Genomic DNA, 14572 nt, shown 5'->3' with positions numbered 1-14572 from the left:
CGGCTTATTGCCCGCGGGGGGACCGGAACCCATCGGCGGTGGCGGGGCTTGGTCCGGCATCCGACGTCCCCTCGCTCCCGGAGACCGTCCCATGAGCCGCCCTGCATCTCCCGGCGCTTCGCGTCCGGCCTTCAGGCCCCGCGCCGGCGGCGCCGTCACCGCCCTGTTCCTGTCCGGCCTCGCCCTCTCGGGCGCCGTCGGCCTGCTGGTCGGGCCCGTGAGCCTGCGCCCGGCCACCGCGCAGTCGGTGGCCAACCCCAACGACCAGCCGACCCCCGGCACCCTGCCGGGCCGCGACAATGCGGCGGGCGCGGCCGAGCGGCCGACCGGTCAGGTCGCGCCGCCGAAGGCGATCTCCGCCACCACCGCCGTCACGGCCTCGGACGCCAAGCCCGGCGCGCGCACCAATCCGCTGGATCACCTCCCGGCGAAGGACCGGGCCGGCACAGGCGGGACCCGCCGCGACTAGGATACGGTTCCATCGTCAACACAGGGGAGAAGCGCAATGGGTCTGCTCGATCAAGTCATCGGCGGCGTGCTCGGTCAGGTGCTCGGCGGCGGCCGAGAGTCTGAGCGGGGCGACGACCGCGGCCATGGCGGCGGCGGGGGCGGCATGCTCGGCGGCGCGATGTCGCCGATCGTGCAGGCACTGCTGATGCTGCTGATGTCGAAGGGGGCCGGCGGCCTCGGCGACCTCCTCGGCGGCGGCCATCGCGGTGAGTCGCAGGCGCCGCGCGGCGGCGACGACGGCGACATCGGCGGCTTCGGCCAGGACCGCGGTCCGGGTGCGGGTTCCGGCTACGGCCGCGACACGCGCGACGATGCCCCGCCCCTGCCCGGCCGCGAGGGCGACTTCAGCGACCTCTCCGGCATGCTCGACGGCCCGGGCGACAACGGCCAGGCCCCGGGCGACCGCAGCGCCGGTGCCGGACCCTATGCCCATCTCGACCACGAGGCGCCGGACGGACGCAGCGGACTCGACGGGTTGATCGACCGCTTCCAGCGCGGCGGCCTCGGCGACGTCATGGAATCCTGGATCGGGCATGGCGAGAACCGGCCGGTGGCCCCCGACCGCCTCGCCGACGCCCTCGGCCCCGAGACCGTGAACGCCCTGGAACAGCGCACCGGACTGAATCGCAACGACCTGCTGTCGCAACTCGCCCAGGCCCTGCCCCAGGTGATCAACGGGCTGACCCCGCAGGGCCGGCGGCCCACCGGCGAGGATGTGCGGGGCTGGTGACCGGCCCTCAGCCCGGGCCGAAGCGCATCCCGGGCTCGTAGAGCCGGAAGGTGTTGCGGCCCGCGTCCTTGGCTTGGAACAGGGCGAGGTCGGCGTTGCGGCACAGGAGGTCGGGATCCGTCCCGTCCTGCGGCGCTACGGCGACGCCGATGCTGACGCCCACCGTCACGGCGCTGCCTTCCAGCGCGATCGGCTGGGACACGACCTCGATCAGACGCTGCGCCAGGGTGCGGATGCTGCCGACCACCAGCGGGCCGGTCTGGATGATCATGAACTCGTCGCCGCCGATGCGTGCCACCGTGTCCTCGGCGCGGACCAGTCCACGCAGGCGGGCGGCCACCGCGCAGAGCAGCGCGTCGCCGGCCTGGTGTCCGAGGGTGTCGTTGACGGACTTGAAGCGGTCGAGGTCGAGGCAGAGCACCGCGAAATTGGCGCCGCGGCGGTGGCTCATGCCTAGTTCCTGGACCAAGCGCTCGCGGAACAGGGTCCGGTTCGCCAAGTCGGTCAGGGCGTCGTGGCGCGCCATGTGGGCGATCTGGAACTCCGCCTCCTTACGGGCGCTGATGTCGCGCACGGCCGCCACGTAACCGGTCGCACGCCCGCCCCCGGAATCGTAGGTGAGGTTGAAGTTGACCTCCACCCAGATCCAGTTGCCGTCCTTGCGGCGGTAGCGCTGGGTCGACACCGCCCGGGTGATGCGCCCGGCGCACAGGTCGTCCAGCAGCCGGCCGTAGGCCTCGGCATCGGCCGGATGGACCTGATCCAGGGGCTTCGTGCCGATCAGCTCCTCCGCCTCGCAGCCGAGGAGGGTGCGGGAGGCGGGCGAGACGTAGCGGCGCACGGTGTCGAGCGTCGCCCAGATTACCATGTCGGAGCTGTTCTCGGCGAGCAGGCGGTAATGCGCCTCGCGTTCCCGCAGCTTCGACTTGGCCCGGTGCAGGCTCAGCTGGGCGACGACGACGGAGGCGAGGTCCTGCAGCCGGCTGCGGTCCTCGGGCGTGAACTGGCGCGGCACATGATCGAGGACGCAGAGGATGCCGACCCGCAGGCCGGCCTCGGTGACAAGGGGCGCCCCGGCATAGAAGCGCACGTGCGGCGCATTCATCACGAGGGGGCTGTCGCGGAAGCGCGGGTCGGCGCGGGCGTCCTCCACCACGAACACGGCGTCCGACAGGATGGCGTAGTTGCAGAAGGCGCCCTCGCGCGTCGTCTCGTCGAGATCGAGCCCGCACTTGGCCATGAAGCGCTGGTGATCCGCCGCGACGAGGGAGACGTAGGAGATCGGCATGCCGAACAGGGCCGCTGCCGTCCGGCAGATGGCGTCGAAATGCGGCTCCGGTTCGGAATCGAGGATATCGAGATCCCGCAGGGCCTTGAGGCGATCGGCTTCGGTATGCGCGATGGGGTCCATGGGTGCCCTGGATTCGAGCGGATCGGCCGGCGCTTTCAGACCGGCCCCGCATCCCCTCGGAGGCGGAGCCGGCCGAGTTGTCGCGGCCGAATGCTTTCATCTTGTGGTTGGACGAACAGTCTTCCGAAGATCCGGCCGCCTGTTCGTCGAAAATCACCCTGGCAGCTAATTATCAAATGAGCTTTAACGGCTCACGTCCGCCGAATTGCCGAACGCGCGGCGGCGCCATCACTGTCCACTGCTATTTTGCGGGGCGGGTCTGACAAGTCGCACAGAAGAATGTCGACCGGCCCGACTGGACGATCCTCTCGATTACACCAGTACATCCTTTGGCGCTGCAAGCATGTCCGACCCGGTCATAGACCCGGAAGGCATGCTGGAAGGCGCCGCTGCCACCGTCCGTATGGGCGTAATCGCGCAGGGTCGAGCCGCCGGCCGCCACGGCCTCGGTCAGGACCTTGCCGATCACCCGGGCCAGGCGCCGGGCCTTCGGGGTCGGCGTCCCGTCGGCCTTGGCGAGGAGGCCGGCCCGCATCTCGGGATGCAGGCCCGCCCGGTGCAGGGCCTCGCAGACATAGATGTTGCCGAGGCCGGCGATGAGGCGCTGGTCGAGGAGGGCGGCCTTCAACGGCGTGATCCGGTTGCGGAACAGGCGCGCGACGGCCTCCGGCGTCAGGGCCTCGCTCAGGGGCTCGATGCCCATGCCGGCGAAGTGGCGACTCGCGCCGAGGGCGGGGGTGGCCACGAGATCCATGAAGCCGAAGCGCCGGACGTCGTTGTAGGTCACGGTCGACCCGTTCGACATCGCCATCACGACGTGGTCGTGCTTGGCGTTGCCCTGCGCGCCTTCGAGATAGAAGTCACCCGGCGACAGGTTGCGTCCGTCCGGCAGTGCCACGTCGAAGCGCCCGCTCATGCCGAGATGCATGATCAGCGACTCCCCGGAATCGAGGCCGGCCACGAGGTACTTCGCTCGCCGGGCGAGATCCGTCACGGTGCGGCCCTCGAGGCGCTCGGCGAACCGGTCGGGGAACGGGAAGCGCAGGTTCGGCCGCCGCAGGATGACCCGGCTGAAGCGCGCACCCACCAGGGCGGGGGCGAGGCCCTGACGTACGGTCTCGACTTCGGGAAGTTCCGGCATGGCGTCCTTTACCGCTCGCGGGGGCGTTTTCCACCCAGATGGGCATGGCCGGGGTCGCCAGCCATGGGGGGGCGGCGCTCGACGAAGACGCTTCGTCGCCTCAGTCTCACGTTGTGCAATCATAAGTTGATTAATAATTCGAGGTATTACACGCAGGGTGGTACGGCCGATCGCGCATCGCGTCTTGCTGCGAGGGCCATGCGTCAGGAGTAACACCGTGATCCTGTCCAGGTGTCGGCCCTGACCCTGCTGCGGCAATCCTCTGCACAGACCTCGCTCGGCGCGTTGAATCTCGGCCGCGACGGCCGCCTGTCACCCTCAAGGGGCATCGGCGCGGAGCCCACCGCCGCCGAGGCCAGCGCCGCCCTCTTCGGGGTGAACCGGCCCGATCCCGCCAAGGAGATGGTCGCGCGCCTGAACCGTGTCGGGGAGCTCCTCGGCATCGAACGCGATGCCTACGCCCCGCGATCGAGCTTCCTGTCGGCGGTCGAGGACGCCTTCCGGGAGACGAGGGCCCATCCGGACGACCCGGCCAGAATCGCCGGGAGCGCCGGGCGCCGGCATCTCGATGCCGCCACCGTCGGGGTGCTGAAGCAGGAGAAGACGGCCGGCACGCTCGTCGAGCTCATCGAGAAGGTCCTTGGCCTCGATCGCCTCGGCCTGTCCCTGGCCGAGGTGATCACGGCGGGCAAGGACCCCGGCTCGGGCGCGGCGAGCGCGGTGCCCGCGGTCCCGTTCCGCGCGATGCTGGAGGCCCGGGCCCGAATCACCTCCGACGATCCGGGCCTGTACCATCCGGGCAATGCCATCCGCCGGGCGGCCGCGTCGTCCGGGAGAACCCGACCTGCGCGATCGAGCCTGATGGCACTCTCGACACGGCTTCGCTATGGAGACGGCCATGGAGACGCCCATGGCCACCGACGAGACCACCGATTTCGGCTTCGAGAGCGTCGCGCTCGACGAGAAGCAGGGCCGCGTCGACGACGTCTTCCGCTCCGTCGCCAAGCGCTACGACCTGATGAACGACCTGATGTCGGGCGGCCTCCACCGCGCCTGGAAGTCGCACCTCATCTCGATGCTGCGGCCGCCGCGCAACCGGCCCTTCCACCATCTCGACGTGGCCGGCGGCACCGCCGACATCGCCTTCCGCGCCCTGGAGGCCGGCGGCCCCGCGACGCACACCACGGTGCTCGACATCAACGAGGCGATGCTGCGGGTCGGCGCCGAGCGGGCGGGCGACCGCTTCACCGGGCGCATCGACTTCGTCACGGCCAACGCCGAGGCGCTGCCGCTGCCGGCGGAGCGGTTCGACGCCTACACCATCGCCTTCGGCATCCGGAACGTACCCCGGATCGACCGGGCGCTCGCCGAGGCGCATCGGGTGCTGAAGCCCGGCGGCCGGTTCCTCTGCCTGGAATTTTCGAAGGTCGACCTGCCGGTGCTCGACCGGATCTACGACGCCTACTCGTTCCACGTGATCCCGCGCCTCGGCGCCCAGGTCGCCGGCGACGCGGATTCCTACCGCTACCTCGTGGAATCGATCCGCAAGTTCCCCTCCCCCGGGCGCTTCGCCGGCATGATCGAGGCGGCCGGGTTCCGCCACGTCAGCCACCGGCCGCTGACGGGCGGCATCGTGGCGATCCATTCGGGCTGGAAGGTCTCGTGACGGCGGTGTCGGCACCGCCCCTCCGCACCATGCCCGGGACGGTCTGATGCTCGGCGGCTTCGTCCATCTCTTCCGCGGCGCCCATGTCGGCTACGTGCTCGCCCGCGAGGGCGCGCTGGCCCTCGTCGATTCCGCCGAGCTGCCGCCGCACCTGCGCCTGGTCCTGCGGCTCGGCCGCATGCTGGAGCGCCCGGGCCTCGGGGCCGGCGCCGGACCGTTGCAGCGGGCCCTGACCCGCCTCGGGCCGAGCTACGTCAAGTTCGGCCAGTTCCTCGCGACCCGGCCCGACATCGTCGGCATGCTGGCGGCGCGCGATCTCGAGACCCTTCAGGACCGCGTCCCGCCGTTCCCGCAGGAGACCGCGATCCGCCTGGTCGAGGCGGCGCTCGGCAAGCCGGTGGCGCATCTCTTCGTCTCGTTCAGCCCGCCGATCGCGGCGGCCTCGATCGCGCAGGTCCACAAGGCCCATGTCCTCGACGCCGACGGCACCGAGCGGGTGCTGGCGATCAAGATCATGCGCCCGGGCGTGCGCGAGCGCTTCCAGCGCGACCTCCAGGTCATGCGCTTCATGGCCCGCGTGGTGCACGTGCTGTCGCCCAAGGCCGAGCGCCTGCGCCCCCGCGAGGTGGTGGAGATCCTCGCCCGCTCGGTGATGATGGAGATGGACTTCCGGCTCGAGGCCGCCGCGATGTCCGAGCTCGCCCAGAACACGAGGGACGACGCGGATTTCCGCGTGCCCAGGCCCGACTGGGAACTGACCGCCCGCGACGTGCTGGCCAGCGAGTGGATCGAGGGCATCCGGCTCAACGACCGCGCCGCCATCGAGGCGGCCGGGCACGATGCGAAGGCCCTCGGCCGGGCGGTGATCCAGTCCTTCCTGCGCCATGCCATCCGGGACGGCTTCTTCCACGCCGACATGCATCCCGGGAACCTGTTCATCGACCCGACCGGCACCCTGGTGGCCGTCGATTTCGGCATCATGGGCCGGCTCGGGCACATGGAGCGGCGCTTCCTCGCCGAGATCCTGCTCGGCTTCATCCTGCGCGACTACAAGCGCGTGGCCCAGGTGCATTTCGAGGCGGGCTACGTTCCGGCGCACCATTCGGTCGAGGATTTCGCCCAGGCGATCCGGGCGATCGGCGAGCCGATCCACCAGCGCAAGGCCGACGAGATCTCGATGGCCAAGGTGCTGACCCTGCTGTTCGACATCACCGCCCTGTTCGACATGAGCACCCGCACCGAACTGGTGATGCTGCAGAAGACCATGGTGGTGGTCGAGGGCGTCGCCCGCTCCCTCGATCCGCAGCTCGACATGTGGACCGGGGCCGAGCCGGTGGTGCGCTCCTGGATCGCCCGCAACCTCGGTCCCGTGGGCCGGGTCGAGAGCCTCGGCCGCGCCGCCCTCACCATCACCGACGTGGTCTCGGACATCCCCGACCTCGCCCAGCGCCTGCGCCGCATCCTGGTGCGCCTCGACGAGGCCGGCTCGGGTGACGGCAACCGCCTCGACGCCTTCGCGCGGTCCGAGCGCCGGCGCGCGATCTGGTCGACGGTGGCCCTGTGGGGCATCGCCATCGGTGCGCTGGTGATGGCGTTCCGCTAGCCTGTGCCGACCCGGCAGGCCGCATCGAAGGGTTCCGGACCATGACCCGCCCGCTCCAGAATCGCCGCGTTCTCCTCGTCATCGGCGGCGGCATCGCCGCCTACAAGGCGCTGGACCTGATCCGGCGCCTGCGCGAGCGCGGCGCGCAGGTGCGCCCGCTCCTGACCAAGGGCGCCCAGGAATTCGTGACCCCCCTGGCGGCGGCAGCGCTCGCCGGCGAGCGCGCGCATACCGATCTGTTCGACCGGGCCGAGGAAGCCGATATCGGCCACATCAAGCTGGCGCGGGATGCCGACGCCATCGTGGTCGCCCCCGCCACCGCCAGCCTGATGGCCCGCATGGCCACGGGCGATTCGTCCGACCTCGCCGCCACGGTGCTGCTGGCCACCACCCTGCCGATCCTAATCGCGCCGGCGATGAACGTGCGGATGTGGCAGCACCCCGCCACGCAGCGCAATCTCGCGACCCTGCGCGGTGACGGCGTCCGGGTGGTCGGCCCCAACGAAGGGGCCATGGCCGAGGCGGAGTTCGGCCCCGGCCGCCTCGCCGAGCCGGCCGAGATCGCCGATGCGGTCGAGGCGATGCTGGCCGAGACCCGTCCGGCCTCCGGCTTCGGCTTCCTGGCGGGGCGCGGTGCGACCGCCGAGGCGGCGTTAGGCCCGCTGGCCGGCCGGCGTGTGCTCGTCACCTCGGGTCCGACCCACGAGCCGATCGACCCGGTGCGCTACCTCGCCAACCGGTCCTCCGGGCGCCAGGGCCACGCCATCGCCGCCGCCGCCGCCGCCGCCGGGGCAACCGTGACCCTGGTCTCCGGCCCGGTGGCGATCCCCGATCCGCCGGGCGTGCGGGTCGTGGCGGTCGAGACCGCCCGCGAGATGCTGGCGGCCGTGGAGGCCGCGCTCCCGGCCGACCTCGCGGTCTTCGCCGCGGCGGTGGGCGACTGGCGCCCGGCCGAGACCCGCGACTCCAAGATCAAGAAGGACGGCGCCGCGCCGGCGCCCCTCGCCCTGGTGGAGAACCCCGACATCCTCGCCACCATCGCGGGGCGTTCGGCCGGACGCCCGCGCCTCGTGGTCGGCTTCGCGGCCGAGACCGACACGATCTTGGACAATGCCCGCGCCAAGATCGCCCGCAAGGGCTGCGACCTCCTCGTCGCCAACGACGTTTCGCCCGCCGGCGGGGTGATGGGGGGCAGCGCCAACACCGTCCACCTCGTCGCCCGCGACGGCACCGTCGAGACCTGGCCGACCCTCGACAAGGACGAGGTCGGACGCCGCTTGATCCGGCACTTCGCCGCCCTGCTCGACGCCTGATCCACCGGCGTCCGGAAAAGCCGGCGGAGCCGATCCCGCGCTCGCGCGTTAAGGCTTGACTAACGTCTCCCGCCGCATCATTTCGGCGTCGTTCGCACGTGCAGCACAGATGGCTGTCCGCGCGGCTCCACAGGAACTCCCGACCCTAATGCCCAGCGACAGTAGTCGATGGACCGCGCCGCCGATGGCCCTCCGCGAGACCCGCGCCTGATCGCCTGATCGGGCTCGCCCGCGACCGGCCCCCGATGGCCCGGTCGAACGAGGTGAGCCGATGACCTTCTCGAATGCCCTTCCACGCCTGCGCGGCGCCGTGGCGCCCGTGCGGATCCTGAGCTTCCGACGGGCGGACGGCGCGACGCCGGTGCGCGTCAAGGCGCGCCGCCCGAAAACCCGCAAGGCGGGCTCGGGCGATGCCAACGTCGCCCTGATCATGGCCGTTATGATGACCCTGGTCTTCGGGCCGGTGATCGGCGTGCACCTGATCGCCGCCTACGCTCCCAGCGCCCCGGCCTCCGACGTGGCCGCCCGCACCACCGGTGCGACGCTGCCGCCGGGCTGAGCGCCCGACACCTTCCGCGCGACGGCGGGGATCGGGCCTCCGCGTCAGTCCCGCGCCGCCTCCCGTTCCGCCGACAGCTCCGCCTCGGCCGCCATGATGCTGCGCACTGCCGGGCGCCCTTCGATGCGGGCAAGATAGGCCAGGATCGCGGGCTCCTCCGGAACGAGCTTGAAGCGGGTGGTCCAGCCGAGGGCGGCGCCCCAGAGCACGTCGGCGGCCGAGTGCCGCTCGCCGAGGAGGTAGGGACCCGGCGTCAGGGCATCCACCACCGCCTTCAGCACCGCATCGAAATCGCCGTAGGGCGACATCGCCCTCGGACCGGGCTCGCGCTGCAGCGCCCGGTCGACCACCGCCGGCTCGAAGCTCGAACCGTAGAAGACCATCCAGCGCAGGTAGGGCCCGCGCAGCGGATCGCCGATCGGCGGGGCGAGACCGCGCTCAGGAAACAGGTCGGCGAGGTAGAGGTAGATCGCCGCCTGCTCGGTGATCAGGGCCTCGCCGTGGCGCAGGGCCGGAACCTTCCCCAGGGGATTGACCCGAAGATAGGCCGAGTGCCGCCCCTGTCCCGAGCCGAGGTCGAGCACCTCCAGCCTGTGCGGCGCGCCGAGCTCTTCGAGCAGGATGCGCACCCCGGAGGAGCGCGTCCGGGGCGCGTGGTAGAGGGTGAGGTCGGTGTCCAAGGTCGGCTCCCGGCGAATCGGTCCGCGCGCAGGCTTTCCGCATGGACCCGCGCCGTCAATCGCGCCGGGCCGCCAAGGCCTCCGCCAGCAGGCACAGGATCTCGAAGGCGAGGGTGGCTCCGGCCAGGGCCGTCAGCCCGGAGGGGTCGAGGGGTGGGGCGACCTCGACCACATCGGCGCCGACGAGGTCGAGGCCGCGCAGGCCGCGCACGATCTGCAGCGCCTCGCGGGAGGTGAAGCCGCCCATCTCGGGCGTGCCGGTGCCGGGGGCGTAGGCGGGATCGAGGGCGTCGATGTCGAAGCTCAGATAGGTCGGCGCGTCACCGACGACGGCGCGGGCCTCGGCGAGGACGGATGCCAGGCCGCGCTCGATCACCGCCTCCATGGGCACGATGCGCACGCCCCGGGCCAGGGCCCAATCGAGTTCGTCCGCCGAATCGACGCTGCCGCGCAGGCCGATCTGCACCATCCGCCGCGGATCGAGGACGCCGTCCTCGATGGCGCGGCGGAACGGGGTGCCGTGGGTCAGGCGCGTGCCGTCGTATTGCCCGTCGTCGGTGTCGCTGTGGGCGTCGACGTGGATCAGGCCGACGGGCCGTGTCCGCCCGAGGGCGCGCAGCACCGGATAGGTGACGAAGTGGTCGCCCCCCACCGAGAGGGGCACGATGCCGGCCTCGGCCAGGGGCCGGTGGAAGGCCTCGATCGCCCGGGCCGTGGCCGCCACGTCGATGGGATTGACCGGCACGTCGCCGAGATCGGCGCAGGCGGCGAGATCGTAGGGGGCGATGCCCGTGGCGGCGTTGCGGGCGCGGGTTCCGGTCGAGGCGTCGCGTACGCCGCGCGGACCCAGGCGGGCGCCGGGCCGGTTGGTGGTCGCGCCGTCGAAGGGAATGCCGACGAGACCGATATCGATTCGCCCCGGCGCCTCCGCGGGATCGACGAGGGGCAGGCGCATGAAGCTCGCGAGGCCCGAGAAGCGCGGCGTCGCCATGCCCGAGAGCGGCCGGTGCCGCGCGATCCGTGCCTGGTCCGCCTCGCTCAGCATGGGGTGTCCTCGTGACTCGGGGTGGCGCTGGGGCGGCCCCGGCTTTCCCGCCGGGCCGACGACGGCACGATGACGTTCCGTTGACGGATCGGCAACGCGTGGCTATAGAGCCCACATCGCCGACGGGCGCGCACACCGCGATCGTCGGCTTCGCCATTGCCCGAACAACCTGCACGCGATCCACCGACACTTCAGCCCGCGGGCTCGTCGCGATCGCCTCAAACGTGACGAGGATGCCCCATGGCCAACACCGTGTCGGCCAAGAAAATGACCCGCAAGATTGCGAAGCGCACCGCGGTCAACCGCTCGCGTCGCAGCCGTATGCGCACCTTCGTCCGCAAGGTCGAGGAGGCCATCGCCGCCGGTGATCAGTCGAATGCGCTGACCGCCCTCCGCGCCGCCGAGCCCGAGATCATGCGGGCCGCCCAGCACGGCATCGTGCACAAGAACAACGCCTCCCGGAAGGTCTCGCGCCTCGCCGCGCGGGTGAAGGCGCTCGCCGCCTAAGCCACTCTTCCCCACGAGACGCGAAAAAAGCCCGGCAGCGATGCCGGGCTTTTTTTGTTTCGGCCTTCCGGCCGGGGTCGCGGGCGATGGGGCATCCGGGCTTTGGGGCGTGCGCTGCCCGGCCGGCCCGCGGGTCGTCTTCGGGCAACAGGCCGCACAATTGCGAAGGACTCCCGAATCAGGACGGTTTCGGTGATAAGGCGTTAACGCTAATCGAAATCTGTTTTGTTGCGACCGATCGGGGCCGAGTGTAGCTTAACGATGTGTCACGATGAACCAGCAAATTCCACCTGACTCCGAGTCCAGAGCGAATCGTCCACAAGGTGGGCTCGCCGGCTGGACTCTGGCGGTGAACCCCAGGCCGGAATTGCTGCAATTTTTGCTATCCCCGTAAGTCCCGTTGTTAGGAGAACCGTAGCTTATTGTTGATAGGCTTGCTTCATCGACAAAAGCCACTCCAGAGCCTGTTGACTCTGGCCCGGCAATATGGGTCTCGCGAATACCTCGCGGGGCGCGACGACAGTCAAGTGTGCGTACGTACCGGTGGCGGCTCTCCGCTCTCGGCACGAGGAGAGCGATGATGCATGTCGACGGAAGCGTGTCCGGCAATGCCGAGATGGGCATGAGCGGCGTGAGCGGTCCCGATACGGTGGCTGCCTGGGCCCGGGTGAAGCGTCGCCTGCGGGCGGAGCTCGGCGAGGATGTCTTCGCGAGTTGGTTCGCCCGGCTCGAACTGGTGGAGGTCCTGGACGGAACCGCCCGCCTCACGGTGCCGACCCGATTCCTTAAGAGCTGGATCGAATCCCACTATCTCGACCGGGTGCTGAACACCTTCCGCAGCGAGGTCGAGACCGTTTCGCGCCTCGACGTCTCGGTCCGCGGCCCCTCTGCCGCCGCCCGCCCCGTCCCGAGCGCGCCCAAGACGGCGAGCAGCCCCGCGAGCCCGCTGGCCCGCCTGCAATCCGTCAACGCCGCCTTGCCGTCGCACGGCGACGCGACCGGCGCCTCCGAGAACGAGTCGGCCCCCGCCCATCGCGGCGACGCCGGCGGCGACCTCAACGGCGCCCCCCTCGACAACCGGCTGACCTTCGCGAGCTTCGTCGTCGGCCGCTCGAACGCCCTGGCCCATGCCGCCGCCGAGCGCGTCGCCCGCCACGATGGACAGGGTGCGCTCTACAACCCGCTCTACTTCCATGCCGGCGTCGGCCTGGGGAAGACCCACCTCCTGCACGGCATCGGCCACGCCGCCCGTGAATCCGGCCGCCGGGTGATCTACCTCACCGCCGACCGCTTCATGTACGGCTTCGTCAACGCCCTGAAGACCCAGAACGCCCTCGCCTTCAAGGAACGCCTGCGGGCGATCGACCTGCTCATCCTGGACGACGTGCAGTTCATCCAGGGCAAGTCGATCCAGGCCGAGTTCGGCCACACCATCAACGCCCTGATCGATGCCGGCCGCCAGGTCGTCGTCGCTTCGGACCGGCCGCCCACCGAGCTCGAAGCCCTGGAGGAGCGCGTGCGCTCGCGCCTCGCCGGCGGCCTCGTGGTCGAGATCGGCAGCCTCGACGAGCAGCTGCGCACCTCGATCCTGTCGGCGCGTCTCGCCGCCGTGCAGGTCTCGCATCCGAACTTCGAGGTCTCGCCCACGGTGGCGACCTACGTCGCCCGGGCCATCACGGCCAACGGCCGCGACCTCGAGGGCGCCGTGAACCGGCTCCTGGCGCACGCCACCCTCACGGGCACCGCCGTGACCATGGAGACCGCCGAGACCGCCATTCGCGACCTCGTGAAGAACCGCGAGCCCAAGCGCATCAAGATCGAGGACATCCAGAAGCTGGTGGCCTCGCGCTACAACGTCTCGCGCTCCGATATTCTGTCCGAGCGGCGCACCGCCGCCGTGGTCAAGCCGCGCCAGATCGCGATGTACCTGTCCAAGGTGCTCACCCTGCGCTCGCTGCCCGAGATCGGCCGCCGCTTCGGCGGGCGCGACCACACCACGGTGCTGCACGCCGTGCGCAAGATCGACAAGCTGATCGGCGAGGACAACGTGCTGAACGACGAGGTCGAGCTCCTGAAGCGCATGCTGCAGGATTGAGGCGCGCCGGGGCGCCGCGGGTCGCCGCGACGCCCCGAATCATCTGCGGGATAGCCGGCCTCTCGCACTTGCGTTCGCCGGGAGGCTTCGCCAAGTTCAGCGGCCACGGTGCCAGGGCGCACGCGGGACCGGAGCGCGTCGATCGCGCGCCTCCCGGCGACGCCCGACGAGAGACCACGAGTTCAGACCATGAGAGTCACTGTCGAGCGTGCGGCCCTCCTTCGGTCGCTCGGCCACGTGCACCGCGTGGTGGAGCGGCGCAACACGATCCCGATCCTCTCCAACGTGCTTCTGCGCTGCCACGCGGACGGCCTCGAACTGAAGGCCACCGACCTCGACATCGAGGTCACGGAGACGATTCCCGCCGACGTGGTGGATGCCGGCGCGACCACGGTGCCGGCGCACGTGATCTACGACATCGTCCGCAAGCTGCCGGACGGCGCCCAGGTCTCCCTGGAGACCAGCGGTGAGACCGGCCAGATGACGATCCGCTCCGGCCGCTCGCGCTTCTCCCTCGGCGCCCTGCCCGAGGGCGATTTCCCCGATCTCGCCGCCGGCGAACTGCCGACCCGCTTCGTCATCGCCGCGGCGGATCTGAAGCGCCTGATCGAGAAGACGCAGTTCGCGATCTCCACCGAGGAGACGCGCTACTACCTCAACGGCATCTACCTCCACACCATCGAGGTCGACGGCGCCCTGCGCATGCGCGGCGTCGCCACCGACGGCCACCGCTTGGCCCGGGTCGAGATCGAGGCGCCCGAGGGCAGCCGCGACATGCCGGGCATCATCGTGCCCCGCAAGGCGGTCGCCGAGATCATCAAGCTGGTCGAGGATGGCGGCGAGAGTGTCGAGATCGACCTGTCGCCGGCCAAGATCCGCTTCAAGTTCGCCAGCGGCGTGGTGCTGATCTCGAAGCTGATCGACGGCACCTTCCCGGACTACCAGCGGGTCATCCCCTCCGGGAACGACAAGTTCCTCACCGTCGAGCGCGACGTCTTCGCCAAGGCCGTCGACCGCGTCTCGACCATCTCGTCGGAACGCGGGCGCGCGGTGAAGCTCGCCGTGCAGGAGGGCCGCCTCGCCCTCTCGGTGAACAACCCGGATTCCGGCAGCGCCACCGAGGAACTCGACGTCGATTACGACGCGCCGGCCCTCGATATCGGCTTCAACGCCCGCTACCTCCTCGACATCACGAGCCAGCTGGAGGGCGACACCGCCCTGTTCAAGCTCGCCGATCCGGGTTCGCCGACCCTGATCCAGGACCGCGAGGGCGCGGCGGCGCTCTACGTGCTGATGCCGATGCGGGTGTGAC

14 protein-coding genes are annotated in these 14572 nt (G+C 70.7%); 9 read left to right on the top strand and 5 right to left on the bottom strand.

The window, feature by feature from the left end; translation table 11 throughout:
• Positions 1-91: 91 nt before the first annotated feature.
• Together AC3WLN_RS14665 and AC3WLN_RS14660 are read left to right on the top strand one after the other, a co-directional pair.
• A complete protein-coding gene (locus tag AC3WLN_RS14665; RefSeq protein ID WP_463775661.1) occupies positions 92-469 on the top strand; it encodes a hypothetical protein in 378 nt (125 codons plus the stop codon).
• A 36-nt stretch (positions 470-505) separates the two neighbouring features.
• On the top strand, positions 506-1240 hold the full coding sequence (locus AC3WLN_RS14660) for a YidB family protein (protein ID WP_492482354.1): 735 nt from the start codon (positions 506-508) through the stop codon (positions 1238-1240).
• A 7-nt stretch (positions 1241-1247) separates the two neighbouring features.
• Here the strand turns inward: AC3WLN_RS14660 and AC3WLN_RS14655 are convergent, their stop codons facing one another.
• The 3 genes from AC3WLN_RS14655 to AC3WLN_RS14645 all read right to left on the bottom strand — a co-directional run bounded on the left by AC3WLN_RS14655 (position 1248) and on the right by AC3WLN_RS14645 (position 4587).
• Positions 1248-2651: a diguanylate cyclase domain-containing protein gene (locus AC3WLN_RS14655; protein WP_492482352.1), complete on the bottom strand. Its 1404-nt coding sequence runs from the start codon at positions 2649-2651 to the stop codon at positions 1248-1250.
• Between the two features lie 241 nt (positions 2652-2892).
• On the bottom strand, positions 2893-3792 hold the full coding sequence (gene mutM / locus AC3WLN_RS14650) for a bifunctional DNA-formamidopyrimidine glycosylase/DNA-(apurinic or apyrimidinic site) lyase (protein WP_492482350.1): 900 nt from the start codon (positions 3790-3792) through the stop codon (positions 2893-2895).
• A 318-nt stretch (positions 3793-4110) separates the two neighbouring features.
• Positions 4111-4587 carry a hypothetical protein gene (locus AC3WLN_RS14645; protein ID WP_492482348.1) on the bottom strand — a complete coding sequence of 159 codons (477 nt, stop codon included), beginning with the start codon at positions 4585-4587 and terminating at the stop codon, positions 4111-4113.
• Between the two features lie 115 nt (positions 4588-4702).
• On the opposite strand from AC3WLN_RS14645, the gene ubiE reads away from it, so the two are divergent.
• The 4 genes from ubiE to AC3WLN_RS14625 all read left to right on the top strand — a co-directional run bounded on the left by ubiE (position 4703) and on the right by AC3WLN_RS14625 (position 8933).
• Positions 4703-5458: a bifunctional demethylmenaquinone methyltransferase/2-methoxy-6-polyprenyl-1,4-benzoquinol methylase UbiE gene (gene ubiE / locus AC3WLN_RS14640; protein ID WP_492482379.1), complete on the top strand. Its 756-nt coding sequence runs from the start codon at positions 4703-4705 to the stop codon at positions 5456-5458.
• A 46-nt stretch (positions 5459-5504) separates the two neighbouring features.
• Positions 5505-7061 (top strand): 2-polyprenylphenol 6-hydroxylase, encoded by a 1557-nt coding sequence (ubiB, locus tag AC3WLN_RS14635; RefSeq protein WP_492482346.1) that lies wholly within the window; start codon positions 5505-5507, stop codon positions 7059-7061.
• 41 nt (positions 7062-7102) lie between these two features.
• Entirely contained in the window at positions 7103-8374 is a 1272-nt protein-coding gene (gene coaBC / locus AC3WLN_RS14630) for a bifunctional phosphopantothenoylcysteine decarboxylase/phosphopantothenate--cysteine ligase CoaBC (protein ID WP_492482344.1), read from the top strand.
• 271 nt (positions 8375-8645) lie between these two features.
• Positions 8646-8933: a hypothetical protein gene (locus AC3WLN_RS14625; protein ID WP_492482342.1), complete on the top strand. Its 288-nt coding sequence runs from the start codon at positions 8646-8648 to the stop codon at positions 8931-8933.
• A 44-nt stretch (positions 8934-8977) separates the two neighbouring features.
• On the opposite strand, the gene AC3WLN_RS14620 is transcribed toward AC3WLN_RS14625, so the two are convergent.
• Entirely contained in the window at positions 8978-9613 is a 636-nt protein-coding gene (locus AC3WLN_RS14620; protein ID WP_492482340.1) for a glutathione S-transferase family protein, read from the bottom strand.
• A gap of 55 nt (positions 9614-9668) precedes the next feature.
• Positions 9669-10658, bottom strand: a complete 990-nt coding sequence (gene speB, locus AC3WLN_RS14615; RefSeq protein ID WP_492482338.1) for an agmatinase — start codon at positions 10656-10658, stop codon at positions 9669-9671.
• A gap of 240 nt (positions 10659-10898) precedes the next feature.
• Here speB and rpsT point away from each other — a divergent pair, with 240 nt between their 5' ends.
• From rpsT to dnaN, 3 genes are all read left to right on the top strand, one after another.
• A complete protein-coding gene (rpsT, locus tag AC3WLN_RS14610) occupies positions 10899-11165 on the top strand; it encodes a 30S ribosomal protein S20 (RefSeq protein WP_055951936.1) in 267 nt (88 codons plus the stop codon).
• 580 nt (positions 11166-11745) lie between these two features.
• Positions 11746-13260: a chromosomal replication initiator protein DnaA gene (gene dnaA, locus AC3WLN_RS14605; protein ID WP_492482377.1), complete on the top strand. Its 1515-nt coding sequence runs from the start codon at positions 11746-11748 to the stop codon at positions 13258-13260.
• Between the two features lie 189 nt (positions 13261-13449).
• On the top strand, positions 13450-14571 hold the full coding sequence (gene dnaN / locus AC3WLN_RS14600) for a DNA polymerase III subunit beta (RefSeq protein WP_492482336.1): 1122 nt from the start codon (positions 13450-13452) through the stop codon (positions 14569-14571).
• Position 14572 lies beyond the last annotated feature (1 nt).

The organism is Methylobacterium sp. FW306-05-D (assembly GCF_058782155.1).
Note: the sequence above shows the minus strand (reverse complement) of the source record. Positions and strands in the feature narration are given on the sequence as shown.

Bases quoted from the DNA above. Each gene is read 5' to 3' on its own strand.
- AC3WLN_RS14625 (WP_492482342.1), top strand. From the start codon at position 8,646: ATGACCTTCTCGAATGCCCTTCCACGCCTGCGCGGCGCCGTGGCGCCC.
- AC3WLN_RS14665 (WP_463775661.1), top strand. From the start codon at position 92: ATGAGCCGCCCTGCATCTCCCGGCGCTTCGCGTCCGGCCTTCAGGCCC.
- mutM (WP_492482350.1), bottom strand. From the start codon at position 3,792: ATGCCGGAACTTCCCGAAGTCGAGACCGTACGTCAGGGCCTCGCCCCC.
- speB (WP_492482338.1), bottom strand. From the start codon at position 10,658: ATGCTGAGCGAGGCGGACCAGGCACGGATCGCGCGGCACCGGCCGCTC.
- dnaN (WP_492482336.1), top strand. From the start codon at position 13,450: ATGAGAGTCACTGTCGAGCGTGCGGCCCTCCTTCGGTCGCTCGGCCAC.
- AC3WLN_RS14655 (WP_492482352.1), bottom strand. From the start codon at position 2,651: ATGGACCCCATCGCGCATACCGAAGCCGATCGCCTCAAGGCCCTGCGG.
- AC3WLN_RS14660 (WP_492482354.1), top strand. From the start codon at position 506: ATGGGTCTGCTCGATCAAGTCATCGGCGGCGTGCTCGGTCAGGTGCTC.
- ubiB (WP_492482346.1), top strand. From the start codon at position 5,505: ATGCTCGGCGGCTTCGTCCATCTCTTCCGCGGCGCCCATGTCGGCTAC.
- coaBC (WP_492482344.1), top strand. From the start codon at position 7,103: ATGACCCGCCCGCTCCAGAATCGCCGCGTTCTCCTCGTCATCGGCGGC.
- dnaA (WP_492482377.1), top strand. From the start codon at position 11,746: ATGCATGTCGACGGAAGCGTGTCCGGCAATGCCGAGATGGGCATGAGC.
- rpsT (WP_055951936.1), top strand. From the start codon at position 10,899: ATGGCCAACACCGTGTCGGCCAAGAAAATGACCCGCAAGATTGCGAAG.
- ubiE (WP_492482379.1), top strand. From the start codon at position 4,703: ATGGCCACCGACGAGACCACCGATTTCGGCTTCGAGAGCGTCGCGCTC.
- AC3WLN_RS14645 (WP_492482348.1), bottom strand. From the start codon at position 4,587: ATGGTACAGGCCCGGATCGTCGGAGGTGATTCGGGCCCGGGCCTCCAG.